15 protein-coding genes are annotated in these 19,152 nt (G+C 62.2%); 11 read left to right on the top strand and 4 right to left on the bottom strand.

Going from position 1 to position 19,152, the window contains the following annotated elements:
* Positions 1 to 70 precede the first annotated feature (70 nt).
* From ACW73L_RS17330 to ACW73L_RS17295, 8 genes are all read left to right on the top strand, one after another.
* On the top strand, positions 71 to 3,058 hold the full coding sequence (locus ACW73L_RS17330) for an FG-GAP-like repeat-containing protein (protein ID WP_498923831.1): 2,988 nt from the start codon (positions 71 to 73) through the stop codon (positions 3,056 to 3,058).
* A 231-nt stretch (positions 3,059 to 3,289) separates the two neighbouring features.
* Entirely contained in the window at positions 3,290 to 5,497 is a 2,208-nt protein-coding gene (gene recD2, locus ACW73L_RS17325; RefSeq protein ID WP_498923830.1) for an SF1B family DNA helicase RecD2, read from the top strand.
* 253 nt (positions 5,498 to 5,750) lie between these two features.
* Positions 5,751 to 6,251, top strand: coding sequence for a nuclear transport factor 2 family protein (locus ACW73L_RS17320; RefSeq protein WP_498923828.1), 501 nt, complete (start codon positions 5,751 to 5,753; stop codon positions 6,249 to 6,251).
* Between the two features lie 177 nt (positions 6,252 to 6,428).
* Positions 6,429 to 6,959: an REP-associated tyrosine transposase gene (locus tag ACW73L_RS17315; protein WP_498923827.1), complete on the top strand. Its 531-nt coding sequence runs from the start codon at positions 6,429 to 6,431 to the stop codon at positions 6,957 to 6,959.
* 378 nt (positions 6,960 to 7,337) lie between these two features.
* Positions 7,338 to 8,549 (top strand): hypothetical protein, encoded by a 1,212-nt coding sequence (locus ACW73L_RS17310; protein ID WP_498923826.1) that lies wholly within the window; start codon positions 7,338 to 7,340, stop codon positions 8,547 to 8,549.
* 271 nt (positions 8,550 to 8,820) lie between these two features.
* Positions 8,821 to 9,351, top strand: coding sequence for an REP-associated tyrosine transposase (locus ACW73L_RS17305; RefSeq protein ID WP_498923824.1), 531 nt, complete (start codon positions 8,821 to 8,823; stop codon positions 9,349 to 9,351).
* 321 nt (positions 9,352 to 9,672) lie between these two features.
* Positions 9,673 to 10,092: a helix-turn-helix transcriptional regulator gene (locus tag ACW73L_RS17300; RefSeq protein WP_498923822.1), complete on the top strand. Its 420-nt coding sequence runs from the start codon at positions 9,673 to 9,675 to the stop codon at positions 10,090 to 10,092.
* A 491-nt stretch (positions 10,093 to 10,583) separates the two neighbouring features.
* Positions 10,584 to 12,500 (top strand): hypothetical protein, encoded by a 1,917-nt coding sequence (locus tag ACW73L_RS17295; RefSeq protein WP_498923820.1) that lies wholly within the window; start codon positions 10,584 to 10,586, stop codon positions 12,498 to 12,500.
* A 77-nt stretch (positions 12,501 to 12,577) separates the two neighbouring features.
* Here the strand turns inward: ACW73L_RS17295 and ACW73L_RS17290 are convergent, their stop codons facing one another.
* On the bottom strand, positions 12,578 to 12,889 hold the full coding sequence (locus ACW73L_RS17290) for a hypothetical protein (protein WP_498923819.1): 312 nt from the start codon (positions 12,887 to 12,889) through the stop codon (positions 12,578 to 12,580).
* A gap of 48 nt (positions 12,890 to 12,937) precedes the next feature.
* On the opposite strand from ACW73L_RS17290, the gene ACW73L_RS17285 reads away from it, so the two are divergent.
* Complete coding sequence (locus ACW73L_RS17285) at positions 12,938 to 13,270, top strand: REP-associated tyrosine transposase (RefSeq protein WP_498923880.1); 333 nt, start codon at positions 12,938 to 12,940, stop codon at positions 13,268 to 13,270.
* A 322-nt stretch (positions 13,271 to 13,592) separates the two neighbouring features.
* Here ACW73L_RS17285 and ACW73L_RS17280 read toward each other — a convergent pair whose 3' ends face one another.
* From ACW73L_RS17280 to ACW73L_RS17270, 3 genes are read right to left on the bottom strand one after another with little or no spacing between them, the layout of a single operon-like run.
* Positions 13,593 to 14,609 carry a S1 family peptidase gene (locus ACW73L_RS17280; RefSeq protein WP_498923817.1) on the bottom strand — a complete coding sequence of 339 codons (1,017 nt, stop codon included), beginning with the start codon at positions 14,607 to 14,609 and terminating at the stop codon, positions 13,593 to 13,595.
* Between the two features lie 51 nt (positions 14,610 to 14,660).
* Positions 14,661 to 16,226 carry a toll/interleukin-1 receptor domain-containing protein gene (locus ACW73L_RS17275; protein WP_498923816.1) on the bottom strand — a complete coding sequence of 522 codons (1,566 nt, stop codon included), beginning with the start codon at positions 16,224 to 16,226 and terminating at the stop codon, positions 14,661 to 14,663.
* A gap of 56 nt (positions 16,227 to 16,282) precedes the next feature.
* The gene (locus tag ACW73L_RS17270; RefSeq protein ID WP_498923814.1) at positions 16,283 to 17,053 is read right to left on the bottom strand and encodes a hypothetical protein; all 771 of its coding nucleotides are present in this window, start codon (positions 17,051 to 17,053) and stop codon (positions 16,283 to 16,285) included.
* A gap of 655 nt (positions 17,054 to 17,708) precedes the next feature.
* Here ACW73L_RS17270 and ACW73L_RS17265 point away from each other — a divergent pair.
* Together ACW73L_RS17265 and ACW73L_RS17260 are read left to right on the top strand one after the other, a co-directional pair.
* Positions 17,709 to 17,954, top strand: a complete 246-nt coding sequence (locus ACW73L_RS17265) for a hypothetical protein (RefSeq protein WP_498923813.1) — start codon at positions 17,709 to 17,711, stop codon at positions 17,952 to 17,954.
* 203 nt (positions 17,955 to 18,157) lie between these two features.
* Positions 18,158 to 19,114: a hypothetical protein gene (locus ACW73L_RS17260; RefSeq protein ID WP_498923811.1), complete on the top strand. Its 957-nt coding sequence runs from the start codon at positions 18,158 to 18,160 to the stop codon at positions 19,112 to 19,114.
* Positions 19,115 to 19,152 lie beyond the last annotated feature (38 nt).

The following is a 19,152-nucleotide window of genomic DNA, read 5'->3' as shown; positions in this document are numbered from 1 at the left end:
CCCAGTAAGTCGCCGCACCCCAAAACCCAAAGCACCCTGACCGCCTTAACGACCCCTGAGGAAACTGATCATGGCCGATCCCCGTTTCGACAACCCGGTGACCCCCGCCTTCGGCTTGACCGACATCGGCCTGCGGGCCAAGCCGACCTTCGCTGACATCGACGGGGACGGCGATCTCGACGCATTCGTGGGCGAGAGGTACGGCACGACGCTGTTTTTCCGGAACAACGGCACGGCGGCGGCGCCGGTCTTCGTCCTGCAGGCCGTCAACTTCGGCCTGACCGATGTCGGCCAGTCCGCCAGTCCGACCTTCGCCGACATCGATGGCGACGGCGACCTGGATGCCTTCGTGGGGGCCTACGACGGCACCACACGATTTTTCCGCAACACCGGGACGGCGGCGGCGCCGGCCTTCGTCCTGCAGGCCGGTAACTTCGGCCTGACCGACGTCGGCTTCAACGCCAGTCCGACCCTGGTGGACATCGACGGCGACGGCGACCTCGATGCCTTCTTGGGGGCCAACGACGGCACGACACGGTTTTACCGGAATACCGGGACGGCGGCGGCGCCGAGCTTCGTCCTGCAGGCCGGCAACTTCGGCCTGACCGATGTGGGCCAGTCCGCCAGCCCGACCTTCGGCGACCTCGACGGGGACGGGGATCTCGATGCGCTGGTGGGCAACGTCGACGGCGTGACGACCTTTTTCCGGAACACCGGCACGGCGGCGGCGCCAAGCTTTGTGGCCGAGGCTGGTAACTTCGGGCTGGGCGATATCGGCTTGACCGCCAGCCCGACCCTGGCCGACATCGACGGCGACGGGGACCTGGATGCGTTCGTGGGGGATTTCTACGGCGGCACCGCGTTCTTCCGCAACACCCCGCCCGGCATCACGCTGACGCAAAGCGGTGGCGGGACGGCGGTGACCGAAGGCGGGGCTGGGGACAGCTACACGGTGGTGCTGAAAAGTGCGCCGACGGCGGTGGTGACGGTCACGCTGGAGGTGACCAACGGCCAGGTGGCAACGAACGTGGCGACGCTGACCTTCACGCCGGAGGATTGGAACGTGGCGCAGACGGTGACGGTGACGGCGGTCAACGACACGGTCGGGGAAGGGCGGCACACGGGAGTGATCCGGCACACGGTGACCAGCGCCGACACAGGCTACGCGGGGCTGGCAGTGGCGCCGGTGCTGGTGGCGATTAGCGACGACGATCTGGCTGCTTTCGTGGCGCGGCCCGGCAACTTCGGGTTGGACGACGTCGGTTTCAACGCAAGGCCGACTTTTGTGGACATCGATGCAGACGGCGATCTGGACGCGCTGGTGGGCAAGCGCGACGGCTTGACGAGCTTGTTGCTGAACACCGGGACGGCGACGACGCCGGCCTTTGTCCTGCAGGCCGGCAAGTTCGGCCTGACCGATGTGGGCAACTCTGCCAGCCCGACCTTCGCCGACATCGATAATGACGGGGACCTGGATGCGTTCGTGGGGGCCGATGACGGCACGACACGGTTTTTCCGCAATGACGGCACGGCGGCGGCGCCGAGCTTCATCGAGGCCGGCAACTTCGGCCTGACCAATGTCGGCCGCTTCGCCAGCCCGACGTTGGCCGACATCGACGGGGACGGGGACCTGGATGCGTTCGTGGGCAACCTTGACGGCGTGACGAGTTTTTTTCGGAACACCGGCACGGCGGCGGCGCCAGTCTTCGTCGGCGAGGCCGGCAACTTCGGGCTGCGTGATGTAGGCACCTCTGCCAGCCCGACCTTCGCCGATATCGACGGGGATGGGGATCTGGATGCGTTCGTCGGCAAGAACTTCGGCGGGACGGACTTTTACCGCAATATCGGGACGGCAGCGGTGCCGAGTTTCATTTTGGTGCGGGGTACGTTCGGGATAGGCGACGTGGGTTCCAACAGCAGCCCGACGTTGGCCGACATCGACGGGGACGGGGATCTGGATGCGTTCGTGGGCAACCGCGACGGTGTGACGACCTTCTTCGAGAACACCGTGCGGAACCGGCCGACGCTGGCGGTGCCGGTGGCGATCGCCTACACCGACACCCGCTTCGACGACAGTTTCGCGACCGTCACCGGCACGCTGCTCGGCAGCGACGTGGAGGCTGGTGCGCTGAGCTACGGCATCGCCGGCGGCACCGACCTCGGCGCCACGGTGCGACAGGTCGGGACCTACGGCACGCTGACGGTGACCAAGGCCACCGGCGCCTACAGCTTCGTCGCCAACGACGGCGCCATCGAAGCGCTGACGGCCGCGGCCACGGCGAGCTTTACCGTCACCGTCAGCGACGGACTGCTGACCGGCAGCCAGGCGCTGGTGATCAGCGTCGCGCAGGACGGCACCACCGAATCGAACGCCGCCGACACACTGACCGGCACCGCCGCGGACGAGCGCTTCAACGGCCTGGGCGGGAACGACACGCTCGACGGCGGCGACGGGGCGGACGTCCTCAACGGCGGCGGTGGGGCGGATGTCATGCGCGGCGGCACCGGCAACGACCGCTATGTCGTCAACGTGGCCGGCGACCAGGTCATCGAGACCTCGACGCTGGCGACCGAGATCGACCGGGTGGACAGTTCGATCAGCTACACGCTGCCGGCCAACGTCGAGCAACTGACGCTGACCGGGACGGCGGCGATCAACGGCACCGGGAACGGGCTGGCCAACACGCTGGTCGGCAATAGCGGAGCGAACATCCTCGATGGCCTGGCCGGCAACGACACGCTGACGGGCGGGCTGGGCGCGGATATCTTCCGGCTGACGACGCTGTCCCGGGACACGCTCACCGACTTCAGCGTGGTCGACGACACGATCCAGTTGGAGAACGCGGTGTTCACGCGGTTCGTCACGCCGGGGGCGGTGGCAGCAGCGAACTTCAGGATCGGCGCGGCGGCGGCCGATGCCAACGACTACCTGATCTACACCAGCGGCAGCGGGGTGTTGTCCTACGACGCGGACGGCAACGGGGCGGGCGCGGCGGTACAGATTGCGGTGCTCGGCAGCGGCCTGGCCCTGACCGTCGCGGACTTCACGGTGATCTGAGCGCCGGCGCCTCGCGCGGGGCGGCGGCACCGCCCCGCGTGAGGCGCATGTCGTCCGCGCGGTTGCCCTCGGCACGGCGCCCGGCCGCGGGAGCAGAGCGTGTCAGGGATGGCGCGTCGTCAGGGTTTGGTTGGAAGTCGATGACGCCCGGTTTCCCCGGCTCGAAGCGCGTCCGGCTTCCTGCTACGCTGACCGTCGGTATTCCGCTGCCGATGCGTCTCGAATCAACTCATGCCCGTCCACCCCATGCCGGCTTCGCCCACTCATGACGAACGGGAACGCCTGTCCGGCTCGGTCGAGCGCGTCACCTTCCACAGCGAGGAGTCGGGTTTTTGCGTGCTGCGGGTCCGTGTCAAGGGGCAGCGGGATCCGGTCACGGTAATCGGCTCGGCGGCCTCTGTCGCGGCCGGGGAATTCATAGAAGCCATCGGCCAATGGGTCAATGACCGCACCCACGGCTTGCAGTTTCGCGCGACGGTGCTCCGCATCGTGCCGCCGACCACGCTGGAAGGCATCGAGAAATACCTGGGCTCGGGGATGGTCCGCGGCATCGGCCCGCATTTCGCGAAAAAGCTGGTCAAGGCCTTCGGGGAGGACGTGTTCGACGTCATCGAGCAGACGCCGGAGCGCCTGCGCGATCTCGATGGCATCGGCCCGAAGCGGCAGCAGCAGGTCACCTCGGCCTGGGCCGAGCAGAAGGCGATCCGCGCGATCATGGTCTTCCTGCAGTCGCACGGTGTCGGCACCTCGCGCTCGGTGCGCATCTACAAGACCTACGGCGACGAGGCCATCGTTCGTGTCACCGAAGACCCTTACCGGCTCGCGCTCGACATCCACGGCATCGGCTTCAAGACTGCCGACGCGCTGGCCGAGCGGCTTGGCATACCGCGCGATTCGCCACTACGCGCGCGGGCCGGTGTGCGGCATGCGCTGGCGCTGTGGTCGGAGCAGGGGCACTGCTACTGCCCGCGGGACCGTCTGACCGACCAGGCCGTCAAGCTGCTGGAGATTCCCGACGACGTGATCCGCGCGGCCATCGCCGCCGAGATCGCCGAGCAGCGCCTCATCAGCGAACAGGGGCCGGGCGGTGACGAGTTGCTGTTCCTGGCGCCGCTGCATCAGGCCGAGGTCAATGTCGCGAATCGGCTCCGGACGCTGCGCGACGGGAAACTGCCGTGGGGAGCGATCGACGTCCCGAAGGCGATCCCGTGGGTCGAGGACAAGGCGGGGCTGACGCTGTCCGCCTCGCAGCGCGATGCGGTCGCCCTGGTGTGCGCCTCCAAGGTCTGCGTGATCACCGGCGGGCCCGGCGTCGGAAAGACCACGCTGGTCAACAGCCTGATCCGCATCCTGTCGGCCAAGAAGCTGACCGTGACGCTGTGCGCGCCGACCGGGCGCGCCGCCAAGCGCCTGTCCGAGACCACCGGGCTCGAAGCCAAGACCGTGCACCGCGCGCTGGAATTCGACCCCAAGGCCTTCGGCTTCAAGCGCAGCCTGGACAACCCGCTCGAAACCGATCTGGTCGTGCTGGACGAAAGCTCGATGATGGACATCGTGCTGATGAACCAGTTGCTGAAGGCGGTGCCGGACGAGGCCGCGCTGCTGCTGGTCGGCGATGTCGACCAGTTGCCCTCGGTCGGGCCCGGCAGCGTGCTGGGCGATCTGATCGAGTCCAACGTCATCCCGACCGTGCGGCTGACCGAAATCTTCCGTCAGGCCGAGTCGTCGCGGATCATCGTCAACGCCCACCGCATCAACCGCGGCGAGATTCCCATCGCCGACCGCGACCCGGCCAGCGACTTCCACCTGATTCCGGCCGACTCGCCGGAAGCCATTTTCGACAAACTGATGCAGGTCGTGACCGAACGCATCCCGGCGCGCTACGGGTTCGACCCGATCGCCGACATTCAGGTGCTGACACCGATGAATCGCGGCGGCATCGGCGTCCGCGCGCTGAACGTCGAGTTGCAGCAGCGACTGAACGGCCGCGCCGAACCGAAGATCACCAAGTACGGCACCACTTTCGCGCCCGGAGACAAGGTGCTGCAGATGGTCAACAACTACGACAAGGACGTCTACAACGGCGACATCGGCCGCATCGCCCGGATCGACCTCGAGAACGGCGCCGTACTGATCGACTTCGACGGGCGCGAAGTCAGCTACGAGTTGTCGGAACTGGACGAACTCTCGCTGGCCTATGCCGCGAGCATCCACAAATCCCAAGGCTCCGAATATCCGGCGGTCGTGATCCCGCTGGCGATACAGCACTACCTGCTGCTGGAGCGCAACTTGCTCTACACGGCCGTGACCCGCGGCCGCAAGCTCGTCGTCGTGATCGCCGAACCCAAGGCGCTGGCGATGGCCGTGCGGAACCGCAAGGCGACCAAGCGCGGCACGCGCCTGGCGGAGCGATTGGGAGAGGGAAACGCTGCGGGTTAGTCAGAGCGTGCTTCTGCTTTGCTGCGATGTCGACGTCCGCGTCTTGATCGGGGCGCCCCGCTCTTTGGTCTACGTGATCCTACGTATATACAACTTTCGAGGTGCCGCCTTTAATTGGCGCCCAGCGTCGTTCGCACGAGGAGGCAGCGGCGCCCGGAACGTCCGCTCACGCCCCGTATCGGCTGCCCGCAGTTCGGTAGTACGGGACCGGGCTGTCGGCGGCCTTTTTTTTGACTTAGTGATTGGGGGCTCCATGAAACAGTTTCGCGCGTGGTTTGTTGCTTTACTCTTGGTCGGTGGGTTCGCCATTGCCCCATCCGTGTCGGCCACGAATCAGGCCGATCAGGAGATCATTGCAACGCTGGCGGCGTTCCACGCCGCGTCTACGAATGGTGATATCGAAGCGATGAAACGGCTCACGTTGGGGGGGCCGAAAACTCTCGCCATCGGGACATCACCGGACGAGAAGTTCGTCGGCTATGATGCGGTGATCGGGTGGTGGCAGGGATTGTTCGACTTTCTGGGCAGCGTGGGCTACCCGAACGGCGGGCTCCCGGTCACTCCGGCGGCGACTCCGCTGCAAGTCGGACACAGCGGTTCGGTGGGTTGGATTGCAGCAGAGGCGACGTGGAACTTCGCGAACGGCGACACACCGTTCCGAATCAGCCTCGTGCTGAGGAAGGAACATGGGAAATGGAAGATCCTGCAGCAGCATTTCTCGATCGGGGTTTCCAACGAAACTTTGCCGCTCTGATCGCGCCCTGGGCATACACTCGGGAACCGGCAAACTACAGCAGTTTGCCGGCCCGGCTTGCATAAGCTCAGGCGGCTGCTACCGCAGCCCGCGTAGCCCGCGTAGGTCCGATTAGCGCAGCGTAATCGGACGGATGTTGCCAATGAGGTAAGCTCGACCTCAAGCAAGATCCAAGTCATGCCCAACTATCGACGCGCCTTCATACCCGGCGGAACCTGGTTTTTCACGGTTAACCTACTGGAACGGCATCGAAACGGCTTGCTGGTGCGCGAAATCGACCTGCCGCGAGAAACCGTCCGGCGTGTTCGTACCCGTTACCCTTTTCGGATCAACGCGTGGGTTGTCCTGCCTGATCATCTGCATTGTGTCTGGACGCTGCCTTCGGACGACGCCGACTTCAGCACGCGGTGGCGTCTGATCAAAAGCGGCTTTTCCCGTGCGTTGCCCAAGACCGAGCGACTTTCCGGTGTACGCAAAGTTGCCGGGGGGCGTGGTATCTGGCAGTGGCATTTCTGGGAACACCTGATCCGCGATGAAGCCGATTTTCAGAGACACGTGGATTACGTCCATGTGAATCCACTGAAACATGGTTTGGTGAAGCGTGTGTCGGATTGGCCGTACTCCACCTTTCATCACTATGTTCGCCAGGGTATTTATCCTGCAGACTGTTGCGGCGACGCGTCTGGTGTTGTGGATGGGGATGCATGACGCATGCGTCCGATTACGCTGCGCTAACCGGACCTACGTCGCTGAAGCAAGCCGAAGTCAGGGTACGTCAACGGCGCCCAATACCGCCGGAGCCATGGGATGTTGGGCGTATCATGCGCAGAGGGTCCGGTTCGGCCTGTCGTCGAGTTCCCGCGATGCATCTCGGGGCCACGCCGAAAAAAGACCCAAGGCGTCGAAGCAAACCGAGGCGGAATCCCTGATCCGGGGTCGAACGCCGGGTCCGGGATCTTCTGTTTTGGGCGGGCTTAGCCGAATTGGCCGCCCATGCGTAGATCTTTAGGCGATCCGCCAATAACTGGGACCACGTCCCCCGTGGTGGCCCGGTCGAGCAGTGCACGACGTGCAGGAGGCTGCATCATGCAGATCAATGGTCGCTTGTGGAGCGCTTCGTCAAGACGTCGCCGATCGGCTGGTCATGTGCCCGGACGGGTACTCCTGTGCTTGTCGATGGCGTTGCTGCCCTTGGCGGAGGCAGTCGCGGCTGCGGTACAGGGCGAGACGGACGATCCCGCACAGCCCGCGGTTTATGGATTCAACGCCAGTAAGGCTCCGGGGAGTTCGGCCGGCGTGCGAGGCGAGGGATGGGTCGGCGTCGCGGGAAGTGGAGCGGCGGCGACGGGCGGACTCGGCGTCTATGGCATGGGCGCTATCGGGGTCCAGGGCGAAACGGGCGATCCATCCCAGCCCGGGATCTACGGTTTGAATACGAATCACGAGGTGGCCGGCAGTGTGGGCGTGCTGGGAAGGGCTTATACGGGCATTGCCGGTATCGGCAATGTGACCGCCGGTGGCGTTGGAGTTCAGGGCCGGGGAAGTATCGGCGTCCAGGGCGAGACAGAGGATCCTGCACAAGCTGGCGTGCGCGGCGTGAACGGGGCTCAAGGGAGTGGAGTCGGAGTCTTCGGCGAAGCCTTCATCGGGGTCGTAGGTAATGCCGTGGACGGGCAGAGTGGTATCGGTGTGCAAGGTAAGGGCGCCGTCGGCGTAGAAGGACTGAGCGTTGCGGGTCGCGGCGTGTCGGGCTTGAGTCAGGGGGGCGCGGGCAACTATGGGCACAGTGTTTCGGGGCCCGGCGTGCAGGGCGAGAGCGATCAGTTCGAAGGTGTCTCCGGGATCAGTCATAACGCGAAGGCAGCGGGTGTGGCCGGCCGCAATCCTGGAGGTCTGGCGGGCTACTTCGATGGCAATGTCGAGGTCAAGGGCGATATTGCGCTGCCCGGAGGGAACGCCGACGCGCGTATTGCTGCGCTGGAAGCCAAAGTGGCGCAGCTCACAGCGACGATCGCGCGGATTAGCGAGTTGATGGATTGGCAGGTGCCCCCGGTATTCGGCAGACCGATTCCCCAGATCGGCGCCCGACTGGAGCGGGAGAAAGGTCGAGCCGGGATGGTCGTCACGGGTTCCGGTTTCATGCCCGGCGCCAAGGTCCGCATCCGCATCACGGACAATGCCAGCTTTCGAACCGAGGGGAACTGGAGCCGCCCGCGTACGTGGAAATCCCCATGGGAAAATTCAATCGAGAGCTGTTCGTGGTCGCGACGGATGAGCGGGAGGACTTGCATAACCTGACGGGGGTGCTCTGGAGCAACACCACACCGCGATCGAAGTGAGACCTCGCGCTGGGAGTATCGCACTGGACCCCGACAGCATGACGCGCTGCTGGCGGCGGTGGCCGCGCTTGTCATGAGCCTGTCAGAATATTCGTGTGTGAGGCTTGCCCTGTCGTTGAACACGAGGAGGAGCCTCCATGCCGAGCGAGTCCGCGTGGGTCTGATTAGCGCAGCGTAATCGGACGGACGTTGCCGATGTAGTAAGCGCGATATGAAGGAAGAGCAAATCCATGTCCGAGGATCGACGCGCCTTCATCCCTGGTGGCACCTGGTTTTTCACGGTGAACCTGCTGGAGCGGCATCGCAACGACTTGCTGGTGCGGGAGGTCAGACTGCTGCGAGAAGCCGTCCGGCGTGCTCGCGCACGTTACCCTTTTCAGGTCAACGCGTGGGTTGTCCTGCCTGATCATCTGTACTGTGTCTGCACGCTGCCGCCGGACGACGCGGACTTCAGCACGCGGTGGCGTCGGATCAAGAGCGGGTTTTCCCGTGCGTTGCCCAAGACCGAACGACTTTCCGATGTACGCAACGCGGCAGGGGAGCGTGGTATCTGGCAACGGCGTTACTGGGAACACCTGATCCGCGATGAAGCCGACTTATCGAGACACGTGGATTACGTCCATGTGAATCCACTGAAACATGGTTGGGTGAAGCGTGTGTCGGATTGGCCGTACTCCACCTTTCATCATTATGTTCGCCAGGGTATTTATCCTGCAGACTGTTGCGGCGACGCGTCTGGTTTTTTGGATGGGGATGCATGACGCATGCGTCCGATTACGCTGCGCTAATCGGACCTACGGTACTAATCGGACCTACGTTACTGTCTGATCCTTATTTCCGTGAAATGAATACAAAAACAAAAATCAGGAGGATAAATTGCCCGCGTTGACATCGTTGGTAGAAGGTTTGAACCTGAAAGCGAAGCTGACCTATTGGGGCGGCGTCTGTGGCGAATGGTTGATGGATCACGATTCCGACCACCAAATCTGGTTCCATCTGTTGAGCAAGGGCGAGGGCTGGGTGCACTCGTCGACACGGGATCTCCCGCTCCGAGGCTGGGCAGCGGTGCCGTGGTGGAGCGGTTGTCCGATAGCATTCTTGTTCTGGTGCTGCGGCATTGCATGGAAAACGACCTGGTCGATCACGGTCTTTTTCGCGCGCTGCAGGACGGGAAGATTGCCGCGGTATTGACCGCCATACATCGCGAGCCCGGCCGGGCGTGGACGCTCAATCAGCTTTGCGAAGAAGCCGCCGTTTCCAAGTCCGGTCTGATCAAACGCTTCACGGAAGTATTGGGTTGCGCCCCCATGGAGTATCTCGCGAATTGGCGCATGCAACTCGCCATGGAATGGCTCAAGAGATCACCGATGACCATTGAAGCCGTTTCCGAATATTGCGGGTATCAGTCAACTTCCGCCTTCAGCAAGGCCTTCAAGCGGGTGAACGGAACCTCTCCGGGCCAGTTTCGCCGAGATCGGTGTTTCGGCGAGCGCGGCTCATAACCAGTCCACACGAACCTGCCAAACTCGGGGAGCAGCCCGTCTAATTCCGGATGGGCCTCGCTCCCCGTCCCTTCCGAGTCGTAGGATCCGGGCGTAATGCGCCAGGCTTTCCCCTTAGGATGGCGGGGCCGGCCGCTGGACAAACTTTATCCGGCAGCCTGGATCGGAATCGAGAGCAGTGACGCCTTGTCCCGTTTTCCGTTGACGGTGAGTCACGCAGCCCGCGTGCCTCGCGACAACTTTGGAATTTTGGACAAGAAATGTGGAATCTGGAGCATGTTCGTTCGTTTAGGGTCGCTTTAGCATGAGGTGCATGTCGCGATCTGGAACGGCTGTCCGTGCCTTATGCCTTCAGTCCCAGCGCAGCGACACGAACTCGGACCGCTGGAAAACTCAGCCGAAGCAGACGGAGAGTTGTGTTTTCCGGAGCAAGACCTTGCACGGGCCGATCGCTTTTCAATCGTGTCACTTTCGAAAATGGGAATGCAAGCATGCAAACACTACCGACAGCCCTCAGGCGCCTGAAGCGCTATCTCCTGCCCGCAGTTGTGGCGACCAGCTTTGGACTCTCGCCCGTCATCACACTGGCCGCCGATACCGAAAGAAGCGCTTGGGTGGAGCCGACAGGTCCTTACGCCACCGCGCAAAACCCCAGCTTTCTGCTGAACATGTCGGCACCGGGAACGGTGCAGATCGACTTGACCTCTCCCACGGCCGATTCGGTGCTTTACCTGACGGGCGTTACCGGATCTCCGGTCCTTGCTATCGACAACAACCCCACGACCCGCAATAGCCGCATCACCCTGTCCCTAGGGCCAGGCCTTTATAACGTGATCGCCGCAACCGCTGACTCGGGGCTGGGAGAGTTCGTGCTCAGCACCACCCTGGGGACACTGGAACCGTGTGTGTTTGCCTACACCGGCAAGAACTATGGCGGTACCGAGACCAAGTTTTGCAAGGGGTTCATGCCCTCGGTCGTCAACGACAGTTATTCGTCGTTCAGGGTCCCCAAAGGCGCCATGGTCCGCGCGTACCAGGATGCAGGGCTCAAAGGAAATAACCGCACCTACTTCCGCAATGTCCCCTACGTCGGGGATGGTTTCAATGATCGGATCTCCAGCGTCGCTGTGCAGAACTTCCGCTCCACCGACTTTTTCATGGTCATTGCCTCCGATACCCAGCTTCACTGGTCTAACTGTTCTGACTTTGAATCACCCACAGAAAACGAGCAGTGGAGACAGTTAAGTGAAGCGCTTTGTGTTCTGGAGCAGCAAAAGGACGGCGGTCGGTGGTACCCGCATGCCAGCAAGTACTACAACGAATACCTTAAATATTATACCTCGGTCATCGAGAAAAGCCTCCGGAGTACCGACTCGGTCGTCGAACGATTCGGCGGGACCATCATCAATGGCGATCTAACGGCATACGGCAGTAAGAACGGCAATCTCACGCTATTCAAAGACATATATCAAGGTATCGCTTACGATCCGATTTTGACTGGCGTGTTGCCGATAGGAACGCCATTGCCCGGGCTGTTGAATTCCAATCTCTATGTTGGACTTGGCAATCACGATTATGATGATAACGTAAAAGATGTCTACAGCTTTTTTGGGTATGAGTGTTGGAAAACCCCCGGTGGGTTTATAAACGATTGCGCGACGGATATGATGGAATATATGGTCGATCAAGTCCGTACGCTCAATCCCGCCAGGTTTGATTACGCAACAAAAAGCTACATCAAATTCGGCGAGGGAACGCGCCGCGCCGGCAGCTTTGCTTACTCGTGGGATATCGGCAATGTGCATTTCGTTCAGTTGAACAATTATCCAGGATATACGGCCAGGTGGAGGTATCAGACTCTATCAGATTCTGGGCAGTATTATGTGACTCCTTCCCATACTTGGCTCAGGAACGACTTGCTTGGCGCTCGGGCATTGGGGCAGAAAGTCATAATCAATCTCCATGACTGGGGTGAGGCCAAATCGGATACCGAATTCATGGATATCGTCAATAACACGAGCGTCTACGGCGTTTCGGCCATCTATTCGGGCCATCTACATCGAAGCGCGGGTAGGGTTGAAACTCTCGACCTCGACCCCGGTGTCGGCAAGAAAGAAATTTCAATGTATCGAAGCGGCGCACCCCACTCGGGTACTTTTCTATTGACCCGTACGTTGGACAATACACTTTACACCTGGCTTATGTGGATAGATGTATTGGGTGACGGCAAACTATATGTCCTGGACCCCAAGCAAGTCGAGGATTTTACGTTCTCTAGAGTACGTTTGAACATGTTGAGTGGGGACTGGTCGGCTGCCAAACCAGTACTCGACGCGAGTGGTAAATTTTGTGTGGATTGTTTCGTGAAGGATAACAAGGCGTATGCCTGGAGCCAGACGCTATACTGAGCCCGGCTTACGCTTTGCCATTATTGGCATGATCTTCAGGCGATGGCGTGTGATTATTTGAGGTGAATCACTCGCCATCACGGTGACGGGATTTGAAAGGAACAAAGGTCTGCAATCGTGGGCAGGCCTTTGTTCATTCTTCTTCGGAGCGTGGGCGTACCCTGCGTAGGTCCGATTAGCGCAGCGTAATCGGACGCATGTTGCCAATGCGCTAGGCTCTTCATCTCTTCATCAATGAAGAACCTAGCCATACCCGACGAGCCTTCATCCCCGGTGAAACCTGGTTTTTCAAGTTGAACTGGAGCGGCGTCGAAACGACTTGCTGCTCCGCGAAAGCGATTGTTTTGCGAGAAACCGTCCAGCGCGTTCGCGTAAGGCAGGCTTTTCATGTCAACCCCCGGTTTTTATTGCCTGATCATCTGCCTTGAGTCTGGACGCTGCCGCCAGACGATGCGGACTTCAGCACGCGGTGGCGTCTGATCAAAAACGGCTTCTCCCGCGCATTGCCCAGGACCGAACGACTTTCCGATGTACGCAAAGCGGTAGGGGAGCGCGGTGTCTGGCAGCGGCATTACTGGGAACACCTGATCCGCAATGAAGCCGACTATCAGCCGCAGGTGGATTACATCCACGTGAATCCCCTGAGACATGGTTTGGTGAAGCGTGTATCGGATTGGCCGTACTCCACCTTTCACGATTATGTTTGCCAGGGTATTTATCCTGCAGACTGGTGCGGCGACGCGTCTGGTGTTGTGGATGGGGATGCATGACGCATGCGTCCGATTACGCTGCGCTAATCGGACCTACGTTGCTGTCTCTGGCGGCTATGGAGCCGATGGGTGCGGGGATGCGTCCGGTGTTGTGGCTGGGGATCCGTGATCCGTGAGTCCGATTACGCTGCGTTAATCGGACCTACGTCGCTACGTGTCTATGTCGGGACACTTTCACGGTTCGGTTAGCGAGGGCACCCATCCTGCCGATTGGCGCGGGGATGCCTCCGGTGTCGGCTGTGGAGGCGTGATCCGTGCGTCCGATAACGCTGCGCTAATCGGACCTAGTTCGCTACGTCGCTGAACAGGGGTGCGCTGCGCATCAGCGCCGCTGCAGGGTAAAGGTTCCGGCCAGAGTGGGGCACTCGAATCGGCCCGCCAGCGATTGACCCATCGCGCCGATTTCGGCAGCGAGATTGCACACCCCCGAGAGAACACTGCTGATGCGGGCGATGAGTTGAGTGCCGCGAACCTCGCCGACGACCGATCCGCGGTCCCCACAGTTGTTCTCGAAGGCGCCTGAGACTATCGCTCCGGTCTGGCTCAGGTTCAGCGCGGCATTGCAGACGTATTGTTGCCCGTTCAGTGCCTGTCCGAAGCTTTGGCCGATATAGATGCCGCCCAACGCTCCCTCCACAGCGCTCCCCCGGCCCGAGTCATCCTCGCCGCTCTTGTCCAAGGGGTCGGCGCGAACCCTGCCCGCTTCGCGCCCCGCGACCCCTGCCATCGGCACCCCCCAACCCCGCAAGGCCTGGAAGACGGTTTCGGCCGGCGTCGCCACCCCCGATTCCAGATCGTCCTGCACAATCATCCCGACCACCTGGCTGTCCTGTAACAGCGGGCCTCCGGAATTTCCCTCCTGCATCGCTCGATCGAGTTTCAGGTACCGCCCCTCCAGGGATGCCACGGTGGCGCGGACCACCGCCCAGTCGCCCTGACCGCGTCCGAAACCGATGGTCATCACTTCCTCGCCGCCGTTGAGTTCAACATCGCGGGCCAGACGCAGGGGTTCCGGCTCTTCGCCGTCCAAGGCGTCCGTCGCCACGATCAGAAAGGCCAGGCCGCGGGCATCGTCGCCTTCGGTTTTTCCAATTCGAGCCGTGACAGGACGGCTGCGCGCGCTGAAGAACTCGACACGCGGTGTCCTGTCGCCTGTAACGACGTGCGAGGCCGTGACGATGTAGATCGAATGAGCGTCCCTCGCGACCACGAAGCCAGTTCCGGTCCGATTCTGCGACACGACCCGGACCACGGCTACCTTGAGTTGCTGGACCGACTGGCCGGCGGCGCTACCCAATCCGCCCAGAAAAATGGCGAGCGTCAGGATGATCCTGTTCATGCTGTTCCTGTCCCTCCTTTCGAAGCACGGCCCGCGGGTGGATGCTTGCCATCAGGCTCCGCGTCCCGAAAGTTCCCGGATTGCCTTGTAAACGGTCATGGCGGCGGACAGCGCCCAAAGCACCATCGCTGACAGGAACCCGAGTTCCGCGTTGGCTCGGATACGGGTCAGCAGCGTGGGGGCGACTTCCCGGGTTTGCTCCCCGTCCTTTACGCGAATTCTGCCTGTTTTGCCGACGAAGCGTAAGCGAAGGCCCGCTGACGCCGGGTCGCTGGTCAAGTGTGTGATGAAACCTTCCTCGAGCTCGTGCAGGGCGAGCAGATTCGTACTCAACAACCTGATGGGGTCGATACTCGGAAAGTCAGGGAAACCCAGTGTGCCCTCCGCGACCAGCGTCGATTCGAAGTCGCCTTCGCTCGACAGTTCGGTTAGGTCTACCGCGGCGGCCGGTGTGCCACTCTTGGGGATCAGTTCGAGGGTACTGGAGCCCGGCTGCGTCACGACCAGCGTCAGCAGCGTCGGGCGGGCCTCGATACGGAAGCTGGGATCGGTTTCGTGCATCTGCACGCGATAACTCGCTTGGGTCCAGTCCCCGGTGGCCGGAAAAGACGCCAGGGCCACGTACTGCGTCGCCAGTCGAAGTGCAGGGGTCAGGTTGACGACAGCCGAGACCGACTCGCCGTCGATGCCGATCGTCAGTTCAGGCCGGCCCGTGCGACGCGCCAGTCTGATCCAGTTGCCAGGCGCGGCCCGGAGCGCATCCATCGTTCCGGTGGCTGCGCCAGGCGTCGCGCTCTCGATCGTCAGACTCGGCTGCAACTGGGGATCGTCCGGGACAAAGACGGCTTCTCCCGTCGCGGGTAGCGGATGCGGTCTGCGGGGCTCTCCTGCGCCGGCTCCTTCGGTCAGAGCCATCTGCCGGGGCGTGAACGATGCCCGGCGGAAATCCTCGACCCGCAGGGATGAAAATGCCAAGCCATTGAGCACCGGTACCTTCGCGTCACCGCCCACCTGCCATTTCAACTGCTCGACCAACAGATCGGCCTCGATTCGCACCGCCGGGCGCCACAAGATGGCCGCCAGCCCGGCGGCGCCGATCACAACCGCTGGCAGAGCGAGTGCAGCCAAGCGAAGGCTGATGCTACGACGCCAATAGGAACGCAGCGGAGATGGCGAGCGTGGTGCCGGTTCATCGGCGACCGTTGCCGCGCCGCTGCTCCCATCGAGATAGGCGTGCAGACTCGACACCAGGCGCTCGAACCCGGGATGGGACTGCGCCGGGTCCGTTCCCGGCCACCCGGACAGATCTGCGGTCTGGATGCGACGGTAGCCGAAGGGCAGCGTGACCGGCTCCAGCATCGCGGGAAACAGATTGTGGCGGCTCAACCCTTCCCCGGTTTCGTCCTTGACCCATTTCGATTTCACGGATCGCGGCGACCACAGGACGACGATCGATCGAGCGAGCCCCAACTGCCGCTCCAACTCCGGGTCGAACTCGGTGCCGATGGGGATCTTCCGATCCCACCAGACGGACCAGCCGCGGTCTTCGAGCGCTGCTGCCAAGGCCTGGGCGGCAGGGCGATCCCCGCTGGCATAACTGACGAAGATATCCGCCATGGCAATGACCGATTCCGATGTTCTGGAGCTGCCGCCGGTGTGTCGATTTGCGGACGCTAGTTCGACCCCGCGTAATAAAAATCCACGGTTTGCAGGATCGGATCGTTGGTGTCGGTGAAGTATCCGGACAGTCTGAGGCGGTAACGGCCCGGAGCCGCGTGGATCGATGCGGGGTTCCACCGAACGGTGAAGGCACGGCCGCCCGGTTGCCCGGGAAATTCCTGACGGTGGACTGCCGTTTCGCTGCCTTGGGGATAGATCGCAGCCGTGAGCTTCGCGTGATCGCGGGTACGGAAGGTGAACAGCAGCGGACCGTTGCCGGCGAAGCGGCCAGAGCCCGACAGATCCGCCGGCGCGACGCGTTCGTTCGAACTGGGGGCCGGATAGTCGCCCAGGCGAACGAGCGCGCCGAGGTTGGCAAGCTGGAGCCGCGGCAAGTGCGATACGACTTCTTGCGTCGGCCAACGGAATACGTTCGTTGCGCCCGGCTGCCACGATGAAGCCGGTGTGACGCGGTCCAACCAGTAGTAGGTCCGGTACTCGATTTCACGAACCGTGATTTTGGGGCTGTCTGGCGAAGCCGACGGGTCGAGAAAGAAGGCCAGTGCCAGATCGTCGCGTGGGGTGACGGCGTTTTCGGGGTCGTGGATCGTCGCCGCAAGCAATTCGATACTGTTTCCGGCGACGGGCTTGGCCTTTATCCCCTCGGCTCGGTTGCCACGGTCTTGATACCGAAGAGCGTCTTCCTGTGCGGATGCAGTCTTCGTCAGCAGTGGAAGAATGAGAAGGAGTGAAGTCGAAACCCAGCGCATCACGAACCCCTGCATGCTGTACTCCATGTGAGTTCAAGGTCCATCGACTCTCAGCATACCACCCCGCATACCAGCGAAAGAATGGCTGGAAACTTCATTCACGGGTTAATCAGCGAAAGCCGCTTCCTTTGCCGCCAGCGACGGGAGAACGTATTCGAAACAGGGGACAGGAGCGGAATCACACTATATTGATTCAGTTGCGGAGAAAGAGCGACGACGGTGGGGCCATCGATACGGGCACAGCGGCCGCATTGCCGCGTTGGAAGGGAGAGTGGCGCAGCTCACAGCGACGATCGCGCGGATTAGCCAGTTGATGGATTGGCAGGTGCCCCCGGTATTCGGCAGACCGATTCCCCAGATCGGCGCCCGACTGGAGCGGGAGAAAGGTCGAGCCGGGATGGTCGTCACGGGTTCCGGTTTGATGTCCGGCGCCAAGGTCCGCATCCGCATCACGGACGATGCCAGCTTTCGAACCGAGGGGAACTGGAGCCGCCCGCGTACGTGGAAATCCCCATGGGAAAATTCAATCGAGAGCTGTTCGTGGTCGCGACGGATGAGCGGGAGGACTTGCATAACCTGACGGGGGTGCTCTGGAGCAACACCACACCGCGATCGAAGTGAGGCCGATCTCAGGTGCTACCCTACGGTCGGCGAACTTGTTGCGCCCGGCATGGAATCGAAGAACGCGCTGCCACCCACGCCCTATGAAGCGCTTGCCCGTCAGTTATGGCGCGCCTTTCGCGATCTGGCCCGGGCCGACTCCGGCTGGACGCCCGGTTTGCCGTCCATCTCAGCCGTCCTGCCGCCTCTGGGCTTCCAGGACGACGTTATGCCACGGGTGCTCGAGGTCCATGCGACGGAAAACACGGACGACTTTTCCACCGAGATCATTCCGGATCCAACCCTGTTGGCATAAGTCTCGCCGGGCGGGGCTCGAAACCTATCTGGCGGAGTTGGCAGCCAAAAAGCAAAGGCCGATGAAATCAGCGGTGCAGCGGGCGCGGCGAGTGCCCGACCGACCAAATGCCTATTGACAAAAGTGGCAGAGAGGTAATCATGGGGTCGCCATGGGGCTTTGGCTGGGGGGTTGCACCTACTCAGAGGTCTTGAGGTGACATCATGTCTGAACGAATCAGCCGCTTTCTGTTCGTTGCCGGGATGGTCTTGTCCACCGGCGTATTGGCCGCGCCCGCCAGAGTGGCGATCACATTGACCGGTTGCGGAGCGCGCGGCGGCTTCGTGTATTTCGGCAACGGCGGTGGATATCAACTCCCGGTCTACGATTGTGCTGCTTCGATCAGCGGTCACGGTATCCTGCGCGCCGATCAGGTCAACTGCTGGGCTGAGGCCGAGCCGGGTACCCTGTTAAGCATCCGAGCCTACCAGTTCTCACATCAGCATTCCTACCAGGCCCCTGGGGGCGAATACCGCTCCTGGCTGGTCAATTTTGTCGGTTTCAGCGGGCAGTGCTCGGGTTTCGGCGAGAAGCTGTCGAGTCCGTCGGTGTACGCCTGCAATTTTGCGATGCCACGGGATGGGACGTTTCTGAACCTGCGATTCCAGTCCAACCCGAGTTTTCCGGCCCCGCCCATGGAAGGTCCGGTGTGCAACCCGGCGCCTCCGCCAGTCGGTGGGCCCAACGGGGGTGGAGTCGATGGCGCGGCGCTGGTCGGGGCGCTCGGCAACGCCGGTGCAGACATCATCAACCGCCTGAAATTGGGTTTCCTGCTGCAGGCGACGGCGGTATCCATGAACCTGCCGACAACCAATGCGGACGGGGTCGTCAACTTCACCGTGGCGTATCAGCCTCCGGCCCCGGCCCCGGCACCGCAAGCCAATGAGGCTTTCATCAGCGAGCCTGCTGCGGCAGTGGCGCCGCCGGTCATCGTCTCCCGTGGTCGCGCTGTCGTGACACCTCATCAGCCTCTCCTGGTGGAATTGCAGAGCACGCCCGACGGCCGGGCAGCCCTCAGGGGCAAGCAGCGGGCCCGGCTGTACGTTATTGCCAGCTTTCGCGCGAGGGGGGCCGCCGAACGCTTCCGCTGGAGGTCGCGCCGATTCGTGCTGACGCGTTGACGCCATTAAACACGGTGCTCCTCATCGACCGGGCCCAG

Source organism: Methylolobus aquaticus, from assembly GCF_054172105.1.
Note: the sequence above shows the minus strand (reverse complement) of the source record. Positions and strands in the feature narration are given on the sequence as shown.

Bases quoted from the DNA above. Each gene is read 5' to 3' on its own strand.
- ACW73L_RS17330 (WP_498923831.1), top strand. From the start codon at position 71: ATGGCCGATCCCCGTTTCGACAACCCGGTGACCCCCGCCTTCGGCTTG.
- recD2 (WP_498923830.1), top strand. From the start codon at position 3,290: ATGCCCGTCCACCCCATGCCGGCTTCGCCCACTCATGACGAACGGGAA.
- ACW73L_RS17320 (WP_498923828.1), top strand. From the start codon at position 5,751: ATGAAACAGTTTCGCGCGTGGTTTGTTGCTTTACTCTTGGTCGGTGGG.
- ACW73L_RS17315 (WP_498923827.1), top strand. From the start codon at position 6,429: ATGCCCAACTATCGACGCGCCTTCATACCCGGCGGAACCTGGTTTTTC.
- ACW73L_RS17310 (WP_498923826.1), top strand. From the start codon at position 7,338: ATGCAGATCAATGGTCGCTTGTGGAGCGCTTCGTCAAGACGTCGCCGA.
- ACW73L_RS17305 (WP_498923824.1), top strand. From the start codon at position 8,821: ATGTCCGAGGATCGACGCGCCTTCATCCCTGGTGGCACCTGGTTTTTC.
- ACW73L_RS17295 (WP_498923820.1), top strand. From the start codon at position 10,584: ATGCAAACACTACCGACAGCCCTCAGGCGCCTGAAGCGCTATCTCCTG.
- ACW73L_RS17290 (WP_498923819.1), bottom strand. From the start codon at position 12,889: ATGAAAAGCCTGCCTTACGCGAACGCGCTGGACGGTTTCTCGCAAAAC.
- ACW73L_RS17280 (WP_498923817.1), bottom strand. From the start codon at position 14,609: ATGAACAGGATCATCCTGACGCTCGCCATTTTTCTGGGCGGATTGGGT.
- ACW73L_RS17275 (WP_498923816.1), bottom strand. From the start codon at position 16,226: ATGGCGGATATCTTCGTCAGTTATGCCAGCGGGGATCGCCCTGCCGCC.
- ACW73L_RS17270 (WP_498923814.1), bottom strand. From the start codon at position 17,053: ATGCAGGGGTTCGTGATGCGCTGGGTTTCGACTTCACTCCTTCTCATT.
- ACW73L_RS17265 (WP_498923813.1), top strand. From the start codon at position 17,709: ATGGAATCGAAGAACGCGCTGCCACCCACGCCCTATGAAGCGCTTGCC.
- ACW73L_RS17260 (WP_498923811.1), top strand. From the start codon at position 18,158: ATGTCTGAACGAATCAGCCGCTTTCTGTTCGTTGCCGGGATGGTCTTG.